Raw genomic sequence first — 20488 nt, forward strand, 5'->3', positions numbered from 1 at the left:
TACCCTTTAATGGGTAGGTAATTGAATTGTCTTTTTTAGAGTAGCCGCCTAAATCTTGAATCTTATGAAGATAAAATTGCTTTGTTTTTTTAGTTTAATCGTTTTGCTTGGATGTTCATCTAAGCAAGAAACAAAAACTCCTAACATAGTCCTTATTTATGCTGATGATTTAGGCTATGGAGATGTTACTTGTTACAATAAGGATAGTAAAATTCCGACTCCTAATATCGATAAGTTGGCCGATAATGGAATGCTATTTACAGATGCTCATTCACCAAGTGGCATATGTAGTCCAAGCCGATATAGTATTCTTACAGGACAATATTCGTGGAGAACAAGTCGTAAAAGTGGTAATCCAAAACCAGGAGAGCAATCATGGGTGAATAAAGGGCGCGTAACCATAGCTAGTATGTTACGAGATAATGGTTACAATACTGCTGCTATTGGTAAATGGGGTTTGGGATCTGATTGGGAATCGGCTGCTAAGCCATCTCGTGAGGGTTTAGATATTTCGGCTGATGCGATTGATTATAGCAAAGCTATTTTTAGTGGGAAACCATACGGATTTACCTATGAGGAAGTACACCTTTGGTATGGTAAACGATATGGTACCAAACATTATGCTTGTCACGATGTGCCTGGAACTGCTGAAAAAGCTGATGGTGCAAGATGGTACTTTAAAAATGGAATGAGTCAGGGAGGAGATCCTAAATTTGATGATTTCGATATGGAAAAAGCTCAAATGCATTATATCGCTAGAGCAGTTGAATATATCGATGCTGCTGGAAAGAAAAAAGAGAATGCTGAGTTCAAGCTAAAAAAAGAGGAACCTTTCTTTCTATACTATGCACCGCATATTCCTCACTACCCTCATGTACCGGCTAAACAATTTCAGGGGAAGTCAGGAGTTGGACTTTATGGTGATTTTATTACTGAATTAGATTGGGCTGTTGGTGAGATTGTTAAAACATTAGAAAAGAACAATATATTAGACGAAACAATGATTATTTTCACTTCTGATAATGGGCCGGAATCTCAAGTGTTTGGCTACATTAAAGAATATGATCATCATTCTACGAAAGATTTTAGAGGGATAAAAAGAGACCTTTGGCAAGGTGGTCATACTTTACCATTTATTGTTTCTTATCCTGATAAAATCAAAAAAGGAAAAACTTCTAATCGGTTAGTTTCACAAACTGATATACTAGCTACTCTTGCTGATTATTTGAATATAGAATTGGATAATAATAATGCAGAAGATAGCTATAGTTTTATTGATGAACTAATAGATGGAGAGCAAGCCAATACCATTGAACGAGAAATGGCTATACATCATAGTGCAAGCGGAAAGTTGGCCATACGTAAAGGTGATTGGGTATTTATTAATAGTAAGTCTGGTAGAGATAATGCCGAACCTCAGTGGTTCAAAGATTCACTTGGTGTTGTGCCTCATAACGAAGATTTTGAATTGTTTAATCTGAAAATAGATCCTCAGCAGACAAAAAATCTTGTGAAAGAGAATCCTGAAAAAGCAGAAGAACTTAAAAATATTCTTTTAAAATATGTTTCTGAAGGAAGAACAGTTACGCGATAACTAGACAGAGGTTTTAGCCAAAATATATTTTGGCTAAAACCAATAAATCAAAACGATAAACGACTAATTAGGGTCAGTCCATAAACTAAGTGTTTGAGCTTTATCTGCAAACGCTAATTAAATTGAAATAAATGTTGAAAATAAGATTTATACTTAGCTTGATTACTTTGTGTGTTGCGAATTCTTTATTTGCTCAGGATACAATAACTTTTAAGCAAGCTTTGGTTGTTGGCGCAGTTGGCGAAAGTTCTCGTTCCGTTGTTAGTACCGACCCTATTTTCTATCAATTTTTAACTAGTGAAAATTATAAGCCTTTGCAAAATGATTCTGTAGGTGTTGGCAGACATGGCAATGTTGAAAGATGGGATACGACTTCAGTGAATGTGAAAGGTCTTTTTGAAACAAGAAAATTAAGAGGCGGATACTTATATCTGACCTATAATTCCCAAGAGGAAGAGACTCGCATTTTAGAAATATCGGGTCATCGTGAAGTATTTGTAAATGGAGTTCCTCGCGGAGGAGACGTTTATAATAAGCATTTTACTTTTCATCCTATTAAGCTACAAAAAGGAGAGAATACTTTTCTGGTAAAAGGTTCACGTGGTAAAGTAAATATTCAATTATTGCCTGTAGAAAAAAGCGTTTCTTTTATGAAAAAGGATATGACCATTCCTGACTTTTTAACTACAGAACAAGACGATAAAATTGGTTCCATACGAATTTTAAACGCTACAACACAAAGCCAAAAGAATTTAAAAATTATTGCTGAAACAGGTGGTGTTCAGCTTGAAACAAAATTGGATACCATTGTACCAATGACAATGCGTAAACTGCCTTATTTGGTAAAAGACCATTATAGCCAAAAAGATATGGTTGATGTTCACCTGTCGCTTTACAACGGAAATAAATTAATTGATGAAACCACGGTTCGTTACAAAGTAAGAACTCCCGACCAATTTTACGTTCGTACTTTTATTTCAGATATAGATGGCAGTCTTCAATATTTTGCTGTGCGCGAAGGTAAAATAGAACCCAATACCAAGCCTGCTATGTTTTTATCTTTGCACGGGGCAGCCGTTGAAGCACGCGGTCAGTCTGCATCCTATGAACAAAAAGATTGGGGACATGTAATTTGTCCTACTAACCGACGACCTTTTGGTTTTGATTGGGAAGATTGGGGACGATGGGATGCGATGGAGGTTCAGAAAATTGCAGAGCAAATGTACGGAACCGACCCGGAACATACCTATTTAAAGGGTCATTCAATGGGAGGACATGGTACTTGGCAACTTGGAGCTACTTTTCCTGGGAAGTGGGCTGCCATATCTCCTTTGTCAGGATGGTATTCATTTTTTTCCTATTCAAATAAAAATAAGATTGATGAGGCTTCTTCTTTGCAAAATATGTTTGTGAGAGCAAGTCACTCTAGTCATACTTTAGAGTTGTCTCGTAATTATTTGCATCATGGCATATATATTCAACATGGCGATGCTGACCAAGTGGTTCCCGTAGATCAGGCTCGCTTTATGAGAGAGCATTTAAGTACTTTTCATCCCGATTTTGCCTATTACGAGCATCAAGATAAAAAGCACTGGTTTGGGGTCGATTTTGCTAGTATTTTCGATTATTTCAAATGGCATAGTATTCCTGATAATAATGAGGTAAAGACTTTTGAGTTTAGGACAGCGAGTCCTGGAGTATCAGCAAGTAGTCGTTTTGTAACTTTATACCAACAAAAATTGCCGTTCGAGTTTTGTGGTGTGCATGTGTCGCAAAGAATCCCAAACGAAAAAGAAATTAAAAAGAACATCGTACTTAAAAATAGATGGATTACTGTTGAAACTGAAAACTTAGTCAAATTCAAGCTTGATATTACTCATTGTGCTGAATCTGATTCAGTAAAAATTAAAATAGATCAATCAAACTTTATTCAGGCTGTTGCCGATGCAGGTGAGGAAATTTGGTTTGAGAAAGAGAACGAGAACTGGAAAGTAGTTTCAGCACCAAGCAATACTTTTGAAAAGAATCCAAAGAGGTATGGCAATTTTAAAGATGCTTTCCGTCATAACATGCTTTTTGTGTATTCAACAAAAGGAACTGAAGCAGAAAATAAATGGTCTTTCGATAAAGCTCGTTTCGATGCAGAAACATTCTATTATCGTGGAAACGGATCGATAGATATCATTTCAGATAAAGAATTTAAATTAGATAAATATAAAGATCGTTCGGTTATTTTATATGGTAATGCATCAACCAATGCTGCCTGGAAAGAATTACTAGCTGATTGTCCTATACAGGTAAAACGTGGGGAGATTACAGTGGGAGATAAAAAGCTAAAAGGAAATGAGTTCGGAACCTATTTCATGTATCCACGAGTAGATAGTGAACTTGCTTCAGTAGCTGTTATCTCAGGTTCTGGTATGGATGGTTTTAATGCTGTTACACCAAATCGTTATTTTGTATCTGGAGTAGGTATTCCTGATATCATGATTTTTACTTCCTCCATTTATAAAAACGGATTCGATGGAGTTAAAGCAACGGGCTATTTTGGAAATGATTGGAGTATTGAGAATGGAGAAATAGTTTGGGAGAACTAAAATTATAATCTAAGCATTAGATCATGAAAGTTGCAAGGAATATTTTATTTGTTTTGCTTTTTTTTGTTGCAATGGGATGTAACAGAGAGACCAATAATGAACAGCCGAATCTTATTTTTATTTTGGTTGATGATTTGGGTAAAGAATGGTTTCCTTCTTATGGAGCTACAGAACTAGAAACACCCAATATCGATGAATTGGCTGCTTCAGGTATAAAGTTCAATAATGCTTATTCTATGCCGCAATGTACACCAAGCCGTATTGCATTAATGACGGGACAATATCCGTTTACCAATGGCTGGGTGAATCATTACGATGTGCCGCGTTGGGGGCATGGAGCCAATTTTGATTCAGAAAAAAATCCGAGTTTTGCAAAAGTACTTCGCAAAGCGGGCTATAAAACATGTGTGGCAGGCAAGTGGCAGGTTAACGATTTTAGGATTGAACCAGATGCCATGACCAAGGCAGGTTTCGATGAATATTGCATGTGGACAGGTTACGAAAGCAATAACGCACCAAGCGACAAACGATACTGGGATCCATACATTCATACAAAACAAGGGAGCAAAACATATGCAGGTCAGTTTGGTCCCGATGTATTTTCTGATTTTATAATTGATTTTTTACGCAAAAACAAAGAGAATCCCATGTGTGTGTATTATCCAATGGTACTAACTCATTCTCCTTTTGTTCATACACCACTTGAACCAAATGTGAAAACAAAATATGAAAAGCATCGGGCTATGGTTCGATACACCGATGTGATTGTTGGAAAAATTGTTGATGCGATAAATGAATTGGAGATTTCAGATAATACCTATCTGATTTTTACAACCGATAATGGAACGTCAAATTCAATAATTGGGAAACGCGATTCGGTTTACGTTAGAGGAGGTAAAGCCTTTTTATCTGAAAATGGTGTAAATGCTCCTTTTCTTGTGCTTACTCCCAAAAAGTTAAAAAAAGAAACGAATGCGCTCATTGATTTTACCGATATCTATTCAACTTTGCTCGATCTAGCGAATGTTGAAAACACCTCAGGTTTTAAAACCGATGGTCTTTCTTTTGCCGATGTTTTAACAAATGAAGAGAGTGAAGGAAACAGAAACTGGGCATTGTCTATGGGAGGTCTTCCTGCGGTAGTTAGTGAAGATAGTTTGGTGAAGAATCGCTTTGAGTTTAGAGATCGTATAATTAGAACGCCAAAGTACAAAGCCTATGTTGATACGGCAAAACAAGTAGTTCGTATTTTTGATATGGAAGAGGATCCGTATGAAACAATTAATTTGATTGATAAAGAAGATGTAAAACCTGTAATCAGTCAGTTTAATGAAATATTAAAAGATATTCCTTCGCAAGATAATAACCCAATTTATACAAGGTTAAAATCGAATGGGAACGATGTATCAATTGAAATGCTTAAAAATGGAGCCATAAGAACAAGAAAACGAGGAAATATGCTCAAGCTAGCAAACGAAGAAGCCTTTGATCAATTAAAAAATAAAACGATAAAAAAATAAGTAATATGAATCGATATTTAAAAATCAGTATAGGACTATTTTGTGTTCTTAGTACTTTAGTTGGATGTACGGATGCAAAAGAAAAAACTCCTGAAAAACCTAACATTATCTTTTTGTTTGCTGATGATCAGTGTTACAATACGATAAATTCTTTAGGCAACAAGGAAATGATCACTCCAAATCTGGATAAGTTAGTGGGTGATGGGGTTACTTTTACGCATGCATACAATATGGGAGCATGGCAAGGTGCGGTTTGTGTAGCATCACGAACCATGATTAACTCGGGACGTTTTGTTTGGAATGCTAAAGATGTTGAAAAGCAAATGAAGACTCCTGAAGTGCAATCACAAATGTGGGGAAACTTGATGAAAAATGCAGGTTACGATACTTATATGGCAGGTAAATGGCATGTGCAGGCTATTGCAGATAGTTGTTTCGATGTTTTGGGAACAGTAAGAGGAGGAATGCCAAACCAAACCAAGGAAGGGTATAATCGTCCGTTGAGCAAAACAGATACAACCTGGAGACCTTACGATAAAAAATTTGGAGGACATTGGAAAGGTGGAAAACACTGGAGTGAAGTGTTAGGCGATGAGGCTATTGATTTTATTGGTCAGGCGAAAGAAAAAGAGGATCCATTTTTTATGTACATAGCTTTTAATGCTCCTCATGATCCCCGTCAGTCTCCAAAGAAATTTGTAGACATGTATCCACTGGAAAATATTTCTGTTCCAGAAAGTTTCATGGAAGAATATCCTAACCAAGATGAAATTGGTTGCGGTAAAGGTCTTCGTGATGAGTGTTTAGCACCCTTCCCAAGAACGGAATATTCTGTTAAAGTGAATCGTCAGGAGTATTATGCCATTATTACTCATTTAGATCAGCAAATTGGTAGAATCATGGATGCTCTTGAAAAATCAGGAAAGAAAGATAATACCTATATTTTCTATACTGCCGATCATGGTTTGGCCTGCGGGAACCATGGTTTAATAGGAAAACAAAATATGTACGATCACAGTATGCGCGCTCCTTTAATGGTGATTGGTCCGGATCTGCCTAAAGGGAAAAAAATAGACATGGATGTTTATTTGCAGGACATTATGCCATCTACCCTAGAACTTGCCGGAGTCGAAAAACCTGCTTATGTAGAGTTTAATAGCTTAATGGATGCAGTTCGTATGGAAAGAAAAAAGAGTTCATATCCAGCTATTTATGGTTGCTATAAGAATCTTCAGCGAATGATTAGAAAGGATGGATTTAAGCTAATTGTTTATCCTAAAGCTAAAAAAGTATTGTTGTATGATTTAGATAATGATCCGTTGGAAATGAACGATTTATCAGGTCAGGATGCAAGTAAATCTAAGGTGAAAGAACTGTTTGCACAATTAATCGAATTGCAGGAAAGTATGAATGATCCACTTGATTTGAAAGTAGTATTTCCAGAATTACAATAGTGTTTTTTAGTTTATTTTTGAACCGGTTGAATCACTATTCAGCAGATTTACTATTTGATACTAATTTTTAACAGACCAACTGATCAGGGGGAAGGTATCCGTTTTATGACTTGATTTCTGTCCCTTGATCCTAATTGTAAGAATATGAAAAAATACATTTTACTTCCGTTTTTGATGGCTATTTTATTGGCATCATGTTCCAATCCGAGTTTTAAAAAGGAAGACATTTCTATTATTCCAAAACCCGTTTCTTTGGTGCTTGGCGAGAGTTCGTTCCGATTTACCAAAACGACTTTGGTTTCCATTCAAGATGATAGCCAGAAAAAAGCAGCCAACTATTTGGTGAATATGCTGAATCAGGCTGCAGGTTTTGAACTTGCCATTGTAAATGAAGCAACAACTACAGGTCTTCGGTTTGTAACAGACAATGAGTTAAAGGCCGAAGCTTACCATTTGGAAGTAACAAACGAAGGAATTCTTGTAAAAGCTTCCGCTGAAGCTGGATTTTTTAATGCTGTACAAACCATTCGTCAGCTACTGCCTGTGCAAATTGAAAGTAAAACTCTTGCTTCTGCAGACTGGTTGGTTCCTTGTGTTGTAATTGACGATGAACCTCGATTTGCCTGGAGAGGAATGCACATGGATTTTAGTCGTCACTTTTTTAAAATAGATGAGGTAAAGGAGTTTTTGGATGAAATGGCATTGTACAAACTAAATACCTATCACATGCACTTGACCGATGATCAGGGTTGGAGAATTGAGATCAAGAAATATCCGCTTTTGACGGAAAAAGGAGCTTGGCGTATCGAAAATAATCAGGATACTATTTGTAATGAACGCGCCGTGGAAAACGAGCTGTACAAAATCGATGAAACAAATTATAAGGAAATTGATGGGCAGAAAATGTACGGTGGCTTCTTTACTCAAGAGCAAATTAAAGAAATTGTAGCTTACGCTGATGAGCGTTGCATTACGGTTTTACCCGAAATTGATATGCCAGGTCACTTTTTAGCTGCAATCGATAATTATCCTTTTTTATCCTGTACTGATGAAGGTGGAATGGGAAGAGTATTTTCAACTCCTTCTTGTTTAGGTAAAGAAACAACCTATGAATTTATGGAAAATATATTGGATGAGGTTGCTGACCTTTTTCCATCTAAGTACATTCATATTGGTGGCGATGAGGTAAGAATCGAATGTTGGGAAGATTGCCCCTTGTGTCAGAAAGAGATTAAAAAGAATCATTTGGCTAACGAGCATGAGTTGCAATCTCATTTTAACCGAAGAATAGAAAAATTCTTACAATCGAAAGGGAAACAACTAATGGGTTGGGATGAGATTGTAGAAGGTGGATTATCGGAAGGTGCAAGCATGATGTGGTGGCGTAATTGGGTGCCTAAAGCGCCAAGAATTGCAGCCGAAAAAGGAAATGATATGGTGATTACTCCTACAGCAGCTTACTACTACGATTATTTGAACGATCATAATTCTATTGAAAAGACTTATGCTTACGAGCCTGTTCCTGAAGATTTCACTGCAGAACAATCTAAGTATGTATTGGGTATTCAAGCCAACCTTTGGTCAGAATGGATTCCCAGCTTTAAGCGTTTGCAATATCAGGCCTTTCCACGTTTAATTCCAATGGCAGAAACGGCATGGACAGCAAAAGAGCTAAAGAATTTTGATGATTTTAATACTAGAATCAATAAGCATTATGCTCGTTTAGATGAAATGGGCGTTTACTACTATATTCCTGCCGTTCAGGGATTAAGTAAGGATATTGTATTTGTGGAAAATACACTTGTAACGCTTAATTTAGCTTACCCGATGGAAGGTGTAGAAATACGTTATACCCTGGATGGTACAGTTCCTACAAAGGAATCATTGCTTTATACAGAACCTTTTACCGTAGATAAAGAATGTAAAATTAAAGCAAGATCTTATAAAGGAGAAATGTTTAATGATCTAAAAACAGCAGAAGTGAAGCAACAAAATTATCGTGAGGCTTCAGCTGCAACTCCTGCAAATAAAGGATTTCAAAAGTGGATGTTCAAAGGAAAATTTAAAACGGTTCAGGATATTCAAATTCCAACATCAACAAAAGCTGTAGTAGTAGATACTTTGCAATTGGGAGACTTTGGCGGAGATGTGAATTTTTCTATGGCTTTTAAAAGTTCCTTTTATGCAGAAAAAGATGCTGTGTATGAGTTTGAGATGAAATCAGATGGGGAAAGCCTTTTATTTTTCGGTGACGATTTAATTATTGAAAAAGCTGGGAAAGGTAATCTTCCATTTAAGAAGAGCGAAAAAGTAGCGCTTAAAAAAGGATGGCATGCTTTCACAGTAAAATATAAGCCAAGTACAAAACCTCGTGCTATAGAATTAAAATACGCAGAGCAGGGACAAAAATTGCAAGACCTAAATCAAAATGTTTGTGCTTATTAAGATATAGTTAATTAGAGCTTGAAAAAACCAAGTTCTTGTTTTATCCAAAATAAAATCAGCTGGTTCAAAAGTTTCTGTTTGTTGACAGAAGTTCACTTTTGAGCTAGCTGATTTTTTTGTTTCACTTTACTAAATTTGGTAGAAACCTCCTTCAATTAATATGAAAAGAGGATTTAAATTAGATGTGTTGATGAGTTTGAGGTTTTAAGTAGCTAAGCTAGGAATTGAATACATTAAAATAAATTAATGATGGTAGATTTACTTTTGTAATTTTTTACAAAAGCCTTTGTTTTATAGGGCGGTTTTTATTAAACTTGCAAGGTGTTCACTTTGGTAAATACTATTTTTTGATTCTGTTGTTGGCTAAGAAAATAAGCTTTTAAAATGAAAATTATTTTGCCGATCGCACTTCGAAAAGTAGGAATACCCAAATTGAATATTGTTATCCTTTATCTATTGTGTTTTGGCCAAATTTTGCAGAAAGCTTACAAGGTCTTGAAAATTCACCCGAAAAAGGATGATTGACAAAGTTAACAGTGTATTCTAGTCGCTGTTATACCCGTTTTACTCTGAAATAATAGAAACATGATGAATAAACTTACTACTAAATTACTGTTGGCACTAACAGTTTTATTTTCACTATCCTGTAGCCAACAATCAACCGAAAAAATTAGCTATGTTAATCGCGTCGATCCTTTTATCGGATCGGGTGGTCACGGACATGTATTTGTTGGGGCTAATGTTCCTTTTGGAATGGTTCAGTTAGGACCTAATAATATTTTTAAAGGTTGGGATTGGTGTTCGGGTTATCATTATTCCGATTCTATTATCACCGGATTTTCGCACACGCATTTAAGTGGAACCGGAATCGGAGATTATGGCGATTTGTTGTTTATGCCAGTACAAATTGATTCTCCTAAAGACAATCAATTAAGTTTGGAACAATGGAGTGCACGTTTTACTCATGCCGACGAAGTTGTTAGTCCGGCTTACTATGCAGTCGATTTAAAAAAGTACAATGTTCACGCAGAAATGACCGCAACAGAGCGTGTTGGTTTTCATCGTTATACTTTTCAGGACAGTAAAGCTCCTCAATTGATTGTTGATGTAACTAGCGGAATCGGTTGGGATAAGTTTAGCCAGGGTAAAATTGAGCAGATCGATGATTATACTTTATCTGGTTACCGATTCTCTACAGGCTGGGCCAAGGATCAAAAAATATATTTCTACACAAAATTTTCTCAAAAAATAAAACAAATTACAGCTTTAAATAAGTCTGTTGAGCATGGTGATTCTGTTCATACTGTACTTATCGAGTTCGATGGAGAAAAGGAATTGTTGGCCAAAACAGCCTTATCACCTGTGAGCGAAAAAGGGGCAGAGAGCAATTTAAACGCCGAAGTTCCTAATTGGGATTTTGATGCAGTGAAAACGAGTTCTCAAAAAGTATGGAATAATGAGTTGCAAAGTATCGACGCGAAATTTACTTCGTCTGATGATGAGAAGATATTCTATACAGCGCTTTACCACAGTTTCATTTTTCCTTCTCTGTTTAATGATAGTAATGGAGATTTTAGAGGAGAAGACGGTCAGCCTGTTTCTTCGGAATCTGATAATTATACAGTGTTCTCTCTTTGGGATACCTACCGTGCTTTACACCCACTTTTTACCATTGTTCAACCGCAAAAGGTGAATGCTTTGGTGAATACAATGTTGGAAATTTACAAAGTGCAAGGAAAACTTCCAGTGTGGCATTTGGCTGGGAACGAAACCAATACCATGGTGGGAAATCATGCTATTCCAGTTATTGTTGATGCTTACTTAAAAGGATTTGATGGTTTCGATGCTGAATTGGCTTTCGAAGCAATTAAAGCCTCTTCAATGAACGATTTTGAGGGAATGGATAAGGTAAAGGAATTGGGTTACATTCCTGCTGATTACATAAACGAATCGGTGGCTATCGGTCTCGAATATGCTATAGATGATTGGTGTGTAGCTGCGATGGCTCAGAAAATGGGTAAAACAGAAGATTTTAAATATTTCTCGAAAAGAGCCAAAGGTTATGAATTTTATTTCGATAAGGAATTGAAATTTATGCGAGGAAAATTAGCTTCGGGCGAGTTCCGTAAGTCTTTCGATCCTGTTCATTCAAAACATCGCGATGATGATTTCTGTGAAGGAAATGCTTGGCAGTATACTTGGTTGGTTCCCCAGGATCCTTATGGTTTAATTGACCTATTTGGAGGTACTGAACCTTTTGTACAAAAGTTGGATTCTCTTTTCACTATCGATTCTGATTTAGGAAAAGGGGCTTCTGCTGATATTACAGGATTAATTGGTCAATATGCACATGGAAATGAGCCAAGTCATCATACTACTTACTTATATGCTTTTGCAGGAGAGCAATGGAAAACAGCTGAAAAAGTACGTGAAATAATGAATACCATGTATCACAATGCTCCTGATGGTTTGTCTGGAAACGAGGATTGTGGACAAATGTCGGCTTGGTTTGTTTACTCTTCAATGGGATTTTATCCTGTAAATCCGGCCAACGGAATTTATGTTTTTGGGAGTCCACTTATCGATGAGGCTACTATTAATCTTCCTGAAGATAAGGAGTTTACTATTGAGGTTGAAAACAACAACGAGAAAAATATTTACATTCAGTCTGTTGAGTTGAATGGCAAAAAATATAATAAATCGTTTATCAGACACCAAGACATTATGAAGGGCGGATCATTGAAATTTGTGATGGGATCGGAACCTAATAAAAAATTTGGTGCTGCAGCAGAAAACAGACCGCAATAAATTGAAACCAATAAAGCATTAGGCACAATGGCGATATTATCTTTATTTTTTAGAAAAGGCTACTCTGCGTTGAAAAATTATGCGAGTTTGTCTTTGTTTATTTTTGGAATGCTATTTTCTGTTCAGGCGCAAGATTTGACAGCTAATGTGAATCCTTTCATAGGGACAAGCAATTTCGGAACTACAAATCCGGGGGCTGTTTTGCCGCACGGGATGGTTTCGGTTGTGCCTTTTAATGTGTCTGGATCTAGCGAGAATGTTTTCGATAAGGATGCTCGCTGGTGGTCTACTCCTTATGCCTCCGAAAATCAATTTTTCACAGGTTATTCTCACGTTAATTTAAGTGGCGTTGGTTGTCCTGAATTGGGCGTTATTTTGCTGATGCCAACTATAGGAAAGATTGATGCTGACAATAGAAATTATGGCTCTATGATGACGGATCAGCAAGCTTCTCCTGGTTACTATTCGAATCGTTTGAGTAAATACGATATCAAAACGGAAGTAACAGCAAGCTTGAGAACCGGATTGAGCAGATTTACTTTTCCTGAAGGGAAAGCGAATGTTCTAATTGATTTGGGAACTGGGCTGACCAACGAAAGCGGAGCCACAATTCGAGTTGTGAACAATCACGAAATTGAAGGATCGAGAATGACCGGTAGTTTTTGTTACCACGATGGAAGTGAACGTCCGGTTTATTTTGTGGCTCGTTTTAATCAGGAGGCAATCGATTTTGGTGTTTGGAAAAAAATGCCAGCCATGAAGGCTGAAGCATCCTGGACTAAAACCAACAATAAATTTAAGTACTACCAAGAGTATACCCAGCAAATGGCTGGCGACAGCATTGGTGCATGGATGACTTTTGATCCCGCAAAAAGCAAAGAGGTGCTAGTGAAAGTGGGCGTTTCTTACGTAAGCATCGAAAATGCTCGTGAGAATATGGAAAGCGAAATAGATGCTTTCGATTTTGATGCCATAACAAAACAAGCTTCTAAAGAATGGGAGCAGACCTTATCAAAAGTGAGGGTTAAAGGTGGAACGAAAAATCAGAAAACAATATTTTATACTGCTTTGTATCATACCCAGATTCATCCTAATATTATTAACGATGTGAATGGACAGTATCCAGAAATGGAAAACTATGGCATTGGACAATCGAATAACGATCGATACAGCGTTTTTTCTCTTTGGGATACTTACCGGAATCTTCACCCATTGGAGAGTTTGCTTTTCCCAGAAAAACAATTGAACATGGTTCGTTCTATGGTAGACATGTACAAGGAAAGTGGATGGTTGCCTAAATGGGAACTAAACAGCACCGAAACACATGTAATGGAGGGAGATCCTGCCATTCCTGTAATCGTGGATACTTATCTAAGAGGTTTACGTGATTTTGATGTAGATGCAGCTTACGAAGCCATGATTAAATCAGCTACGACTGAAGGAAAATCGAATAAGTTACGTCCGGATATTGATTCTTACCTCGAAAATGGATTTGTGCCTTTGTTAACGGAGTTTGACAATTCTGTTTCTCATGCTTTGGAATATTACATTGCTGATTGGAACCTGGCACAGTTTGCCAAAACATTAGGTAAGAAAGAGGATTACAAGCGATTTGAAAAACAATCTCTACGTTATAAAACTTATTACAGCAAAGAATATGGCGTGTTGCGTCCAAAGTTAGCCGATGGATCATTCTTAACACCATTTAATCCTTTGCAGGGACAAAACTTCGAACCTTGTCCGGGTTTTCATGAGGGAACCGCTTGGCAATATACATTTTGTGCACCTCACGATGTTAATGGATTGATGAAATTGATGGGAGGGAAGAAAGCTTTTAGTGAGAAGTTGCAAAAAGTGTTCGATGAAGGACTCTTTGATATGGCCAACGAGCCAGATATACATTACCCTTTTCTATTTACCCATGTGAAGGGTGAAGAGTGGCGCACTCAAAAAGAAGTGAAGCGACTAATTGATACCTACTATAAAAATGCTCCCGATGGTCTTCCTGGGAATGACGATTGTGGTACACTTTCAGCCTGGACCGTTTATGCAATGATGGGATTTTATCCTCTTTGTCCAGGAAATATGGACTATGCACTTTCTAGCCCTGTTTTCGATGAGGTACGCATAGAGTTGGATTCCAAATATTACCCTGGTAAGGAAATTACCATTAAAAAAGCAGGGGAAACTGAAGTTGGGAAATACGTGAAAAGTATAGAGTGGAATGGAAAAGAAATCAATGGATTTTTCTTGAATCACCAAGATATGGTTGATGGCGGAGTCCTAGACTTTGTTTACTAAATATTGATCAGGTTTTGACTGTAGCTGAATAGTTGCAGTAGATCTTGATTTGCTCGATCGATAAAATTATAAATTACTAAATACAGAAAGATTTAAGTATATGTCCAAAATGAAATCGAAAAGTAAAAATCCCGTGTTTTGGGTGCCCTCGGCTTATTTTGCAATGGGTTTACCCTTTATTGCAATTGCACAAGCATCGGTACTCATGTTTAAGAGCTTCGAAGTATCCGATTCTTTAATTGCATTTTGGACTTCTTTAATTATGTTACCGTGGACTTTGAAACCACTTTGGAGTCCTTTGTTGGAAATGTTTAAAACCAAGAAACATTTTGTGGTAGCTACCCAATTACTAACTGGTATTACCTTTGCCCTGGTTGCTTTCGCCTTGCAATTTAACGATTTCTTTACATATGCAATTGCCTTGCTAGCTATTATTGCTTTTAGTGGTGCCACACACGATATTGCGACCGATGGAGTCTATTTAAGCGAACTTTCGGGACAACAACAAGCCAAATATATTGGTTGGCAAGGAGCATTTTACAATATGGCAAAAATATTAACTGCTGGTGCATTGGTGTATCTGGCAGGTATTCTCGAGAAAAAGTTTGGAGTTTTACATGCTTGGATGGTCGTTATGCTTACCTATTCAATAATTATGATTTTGCTTGCATTTTATCATATGCGAATGTTGCCATCCGGAGGAGAAAAAAATAGCGAAGTAAAAAGCTTAAAAGAAGGTTTTGCTACTACCGTGGACGTTATTAAAACCTTTTTCCAAAAGAAATATATTATTTGGTTTATTGCATTTATTGTAGCTTATCGTTTTGCCGAAGGTTTCGCCATAAAAATTGCACCTTTATTTTTTAAAGCTTCAGTTGCCGATGGTGGTTTAGGCTTAAGTACTTCCGATATTGGATTAATTTATGGAGTATTCGGTTCGGCAGCTTTTGTGCTTGGTTCACTTTTAGCAGGGTACTACATTGCCAAACGCGGTTTAAAACGATCTTTATTCTCTTTAGTGCTTATTTTTAATGTACAATTTGCGGTGTATGCTATCTTGGCTATTTATCGTCCCGATAACATATATATTATTGGTAGCGCTGTTGTGGTAGAGTATTGTGCCTATGGTTTCGGATTTGTTGGATTAATGCTTTATATGATGCAACAAGTAGCCCCAGGGAAATACAAAATGGCGCATTACGCATTTGCCACTGGGATAATGAATCTGGGCATTATGTTGCCTGGAATGTTTAGTGGTTTTTTAAGCGACTGGTTAGGTTATAAATTGTTTTTTATTGTAGTGTTGTTTGCTACTTTACCTATCTTATTAGGAGCCAAATTTATTCCTTTTCCGCATTCCGAAAATAGTGAGTCAGAAACAAATAATGAATCCAAATAAATTTTTATTAGTATGAGTTCAAAAAGCACAATGCCTTGGGAAAACAGACCAGAAGGTTCTAATGATGTAATGTGGCGTTACTCACAAAATCCGGTTATTGACCGTTATCAATTAAAAAATTCAAACAGTATTTTTAACAGTGCTGTTGTGCCTTTCGAAGATGGTTTCGCTGGTGTTTTTCGTTGCGATAACAAAGCCGTTCAAATGAACATTTTTGCTGGTTTTAGTAAAGATGGAATCAACTGGGATATCAATGAAAACCCAATTGAAATGGTTGCTGGAAATACCGAAATGATTGATTCTGATTACAAATACGATCCTCGAGTTACTTTTATCGAAGATCGTTACTGGGTAACCTGGTGTAATGGATATCATGGACCTACCATCGGAATTGCTTATACATTCGATTTTAAGACTTTCCACCAATGTGAGAATGCTTTCTTGCCTTTCAATAGAAATGGTGTAATGTTCCCTGAAAAAATCGATGGAAAATATGCCATGTTAAGTCGCCCAAGCGATAATGGTCATACTCCTTTCGGTGATATTTATGTTAGTTATAGTCCCGATATGAAATACTGGGGTGAACATCGTTGTGTAATGAAAGTTTCTCCTTTTGAGCAGAGTGCTTGGCAGTGTACTAAAATTGGCGCTGGTTCGGTACCTATCAAAACGAAAGAGGGCTGGTTGCTTTTCTATCACGGGGTTATCAACACTTGCAACGGATTCCGTTACTCCATGGGAGCAGCGCTTCTAGACCTTAAAGATCCATCTATCGTAAAATACAGAACTCAACCTTACCTATTGGCTCCGGCTGCACCTTACGAATTGGCTGGTGATGTACCTAATGTTGTGTTTCCTTGTGCTGCACTAAACGATGATGATAAAGTAGCCGTTTATTATGGAGCTGCGGATACCGTTGTTGGCATGGCATTCGGTTATATGGATGAGATTATTGATTTTATTAAGAACAATTCGCTATAGAGTTGTAAGAAATATAGAGCAAGTTAGCGGTAACAGAATAAAAAGAGGAAGATGATAAGCTTGAAGAAGTTATTTGCAATGATGGTTTTTACCTGTGCTTTACTGGTAAATACAGGATTGTTTGCTGCCCAACCAGTAGCAGACGATTACAAGTGGGAGCGGAATTGGATGTGGATGTATGCCAACATGCAACGCAGCGATGAGGATTGGACCAAGATATTGGCCCAGCTTAAAGAGGGGGGAATTACCGGAATCCTTATTGGAGGAGGAGTTCCCATGCTTGAAAAAGTGATTCCTTTAGCCGATAAATTCGATATTGATGTTCATGCCTGGATGTGGACTTTAAATCGTCCTGGCGATAAGGTAGCTAAGCAACATCCCGATTGGTATACCGTTAGCGGTAAAGGGGAGTCTTGTTTTGATGTTCATCCTTATGTGGATTATTACCAATGGGTTTGTCCTTCGAAAGAAGAAGTTTATGAGCACATTGCTAAGCAAGTGAAAGAATTGGCTTCGGTAAAAGGCGTAAAAGGTGTTCATTTAGACTACGTTCGTTATGCGGATGTGATTCTTGCTAAAGCCCTGCAACCAAAGTACAATTTGGTTCAGGATAAAGAATATCCCGAGTTTGATTTCTGTTACTGCGAAACCTGTACTTCAAAGTTTAAGGAAGAAAGTGGCATTGACATCACCAAAGTAGAGGACCCAACGGCTGTGAAAGAATGGCGTGAGTATCGTTACAATAGTGTAACGCATTTGGTGAATCGTTTGGTGAAAATTGCTCATGAAAATGGAAAGCAAATCTCTGCAGCAGTATTTCCTTACCCTCAATTGGCTCGTACTATTTGCCGTCAAAGTTGGGACGAATGGGATTTAGATGCTGTATTTCCTATGGTATATCAGAATTTTTACGATGAAGATATGAAGTGGGTAAAAACTTCTACAAGAAAAGGGGTGAAGGATTTAAAAGGAAAAGCGGCTTTGATTACAGGACTATTCAGACCGCAAATTCCGGAAGGGGAATTTCCAACTGCTGTAGAAAACTCTTTTAAAGGAGGTGCAGATGGAGTGGCTGTTTTTGGCTATGCAAAATGCAAACCAGAGGATTTTACAACAATTGTTGAGTTGGGGAAAAAATATCAAAACAAAGGGAAATGATTAAACAAGCAATTTTAGCCTTGCTGGTAATTGTTGGTGCAAATTCTTGCGCAAATGATCGTAGCATTCAGAAAGAGGATAATCTGATAAAGTACGTAAATAACTTTACCGGAACCGATGGAACAGGAAACACCTATCCGGGTGCTGTTGTTCCTTTTGGAATGGTGCAATTGAGTCCGGATAATGGCTTGCCTGGTTGGGATAGAATTGCTGGCTATTTTTGGCCCGATTCAACCATTGCCGGATTCAGTCATACCCATTTATCGGGAACCGGAGCTGGCGACATGTACGATTTATTGCTAATGCCTCTTAATAGTCGATTCACCGAAAGTTTAACACCGAAAGGTGATTATCGTCCGTACTCCAAATTTTCGCACGATAGAGAGGAAGCAAATCCTGGTTACTATTCGGTTGACTTGTTAAGTTCAGGAATTACAGCTGAATTAACAACCACCGAAAGAGTAGGTTTTCATCGTTATACTTTTCCTAAGGATGAAAAAAGCCAACTAATTCTGGATTTGGGCTACAGCTTAAATTGGGATAAACCGGTTGAAACTAAAATTGTAATTGAGGATGAGCATACCATTTCTGGATATCGTAAATCCAAAGGTTGGGCTGCCGATCAACGAGTGTATTTTGTGATAAAAATCTCAAAAGCCTTTTCTGATGTAAAATTGTTTCAGGCAGGAAAACTTGAAGATGCAAAATCGGTGGAAGGACAAAAAACACGAATTGTGCTGACCAAGAAAACCGATCACGATGAGGAAGTATTGGTGAAAGTTGCACTCTCTTCAGCTAGCATCGAGGGAGCAAGGAATAACCTGGAAGTTGAGATTCCTCATTGGAATTTCGATCAAACTCGTCAGGAAGCCGAATCAGTATGGAACGATTATTTGGCTAAAATAAAAATTGAAGGAACGGAAGCTCAAAAAGAACTGTTCTACACCAATATGTACCATTGTTTTTTAACTCCTTCTCTACATAGCGATGTTGAGGGCCAATACAAAGGTGCCGACGGAAAAGTTCACACCGCTGAAGGCTATAAAAAATACGATACTTTTTCTCTTTGGGATACCTTTAGAGCTGCACATCCTTTGTACACTATTTTGTGTCCTAACGAAACTCAAGATATGATTAAGTCTTTTCTTTCGCATTACGACGAAACAGGTTTGCTTCCTGTTTGGTCTTTGGCAGGAAACGAAACCAACATGATGATTGGTTACCATGCTGTTCCAGTGATTGTAGATGCTTATTTTAAAGGAATTCCTTTCGATGCTAAAAAAGCTTTGGAAGCCTGCATTGCTTCAGCAAGCGAAAAAGGAAGACAAATTGATGAGTACATGAAGTTGGGCTATGTTCCTACTGGGGAACATGGGGAAAACTGGTCGGTTTCTAAAACACTCGAATATGCTTACAACGACTGGTGTATTGCTCAGTTGGCAAAAGCGCTTGGCGATGATTCTTCTTACCAGATATTTGCAAAAAGAGCCAATAATTGGAAGAATTTATACGATCCTTCTTCTTCCTTTTTTCGTCCTAAAGATGAAAATGGTCAATTCGAAAGTCCATTTTTAGCCAAAAATTATACTCGTGAATTTTGCGAAAGCAATGCTTGGCAATATTTCTGGTTTGTGCCTCACGATATTAAAGGTCTAAGAAGTACTTTGGGTGAAGAAAAGTTCAAAGCCAAACTGGATTCCATGTTTACCTATTATCCCGAAAAGGATGATAAATTACCTATTTTTAGTACTGGAATGATTGGACAGTATGCTCATGGGAACGAACCTAGTCATCATGTGGCTTACCTCTACAATCAATTGGGGGAGCCATGGAAAACCCAGGAAATGGTAAGAAAAATTATTACCAGCCAGTACAGTACCAATCCCGATGGTTATTGCGGTAACGAAGATTGTGGACAAATGTCGGCATGGCTGGTACTTTCTTCAATGGGTATGTATCCAATAAATCCTGCCAATGGAGAGTATAGTATTACTTCTCCCTGGATGGAAAAGGCGCAAATTAATCTTCAAAACGGAAAACAATTTGTTATCAGTACAGAGAATCAGTCAGAACAAAATAAATACATTCAGGCTTTATTCTTAAATGGCAAAGCTTACCATAAGCTCAGCATTACCCATCAGCAAATTATAGAGGGTGGCGAATTGCATTTTGTCTTGGGTGACAAGCCAAATAAGGAGTTTTTTAAGTAAGGTATTTGATCGATTTAGATT

Annotated in this window: 11 protein-coding genes; all 11 read left to right on the forward strand. The window is 37.5% G+C overall.

From position 1 onward, the window contains the following. Positions 1-64: 64 nt before the first annotated feature. The 11 genes from ABYT26_RS05460 (at position 65) to ABYT26_RS05510 (ending at position 20467) form a co-directional block, all read left to right on the forward strand. Positions 65-1594 (forward strand): arylsulfatase, encoded by a 1530-nt coding sequence (locus ABYT26_RS05460; RefSeq protein ID WP_372751884.1) that lies wholly within the window; start codon positions 65-67, stop codon positions 1592-1594. A gap of 131 nt (positions 1595-1725) precedes the next feature. After that, positions 1726-4191, forward strand: coding sequence for an alpha/beta hydrolase-fold protein (locus tag ABYT26_RS05465; RefSeq protein WP_372751885.1), 2466 nt, complete (start codon positions 1726-1728; stop codon positions 4189-4191). Positions 4192-4214: 23 nt separating this feature from the next. After that, positions 4215-5711 carry a sulfatase-like hydrolase/transferase gene (locus ABYT26_RS05470; protein ID WP_372751886.1) on the forward strand — a complete coding sequence of 499 codons (1497 nt, stop codon included), beginning with the start codon at positions 4215-4217 and terminating at the stop codon, positions 5709-5711. 5 nt (positions 5712-5716) lie between these two features. After that, complete coding sequence (locus ABYT26_RS05475; protein ID WP_372751887.1) at positions 5717-7165, forward strand: sulfatase-like hydrolase/transferase; 1449 nt, start codon at positions 5717-5719, stop codon at positions 7163-7165. 144 nt (positions 7166-7309) lie between these two features. After that, positions 7310-9610 (forward strand): family 20 glycosylhydrolase, encoded by a 2301-nt coding sequence (locus ABYT26_RS05480; protein ID WP_372751888.1) that lies wholly within the window; start codon positions 7310-7312, stop codon positions 9608-9610. Positions 9611-10195: 585 nt separating this feature from the next. Then, a complete protein-coding gene (locus tag ABYT26_RS05485; protein ID WP_372751889.1) occupies positions 10196-12418 on the forward strand; it encodes a GH92 family glycosyl hydrolase in 2223 nt (740 codons plus the stop codon). 27 nt (positions 12419-12445) lie between these two features. Further along, complete coding sequence (locus ABYT26_RS05490; protein WP_372751890.1) at positions 12446-14719, forward strand: GH92 family glycosyl hydrolase; 2274 nt, start codon at positions 12446-12448, stop codon at positions 14717-14719. Between the two features lie 109 nt (positions 14720-14828). Beyond that, a complete protein-coding gene (locus ABYT26_RS05495) occupies positions 14829-16118 on the forward strand; it encodes an MFS transporter (protein ID WP_372751891.1) in 1290 nt (429 codons plus the stop codon). 12 nt (positions 16119-16130) lie between these two features. Next, positions 16131-17099 carry a glycosidase gene (locus ABYT26_RS05500; protein ID WP_372751892.1) on the forward strand — a complete coding sequence of 323 codons (969 nt, stop codon included), beginning with the start codon at positions 16131-16133 and terminating at the stop codon, positions 17097-17099. Between the two features lie 51 nt (positions 17100-17150). Continuing rightward, a complete protein-coding gene (locus tag ABYT26_RS05505; RefSeq protein WP_372751893.1) occupies positions 17151-18257 on the forward strand; it encodes a family 10 glycosylhydrolase in 1107 nt (368 codons plus the stop codon). Continuing rightward, positions 18254-20467, forward strand: coding sequence for a GH92 family glycosyl hydrolase (locus tag ABYT26_RS05510; protein ID WP_372751894.1), 2214 nt, complete (start codon positions 18254-18256; stop codon positions 20465-20467). Before ABYT26_RS05505 ends, ABYT26_RS05510 begins: the two co-directional genes overlap by 4 nt. The last annotated feature ends 21 nt before the right edge of the window (positions 20468-20488 follow it).

This window comes from Labilibaculum sp. (assembly GCF_041595635.1).
GTDB lineage: Bacteria > Bacteroidota > Bacteroidia > Bacteroidales > Marinifilaceae > Labilibaculum.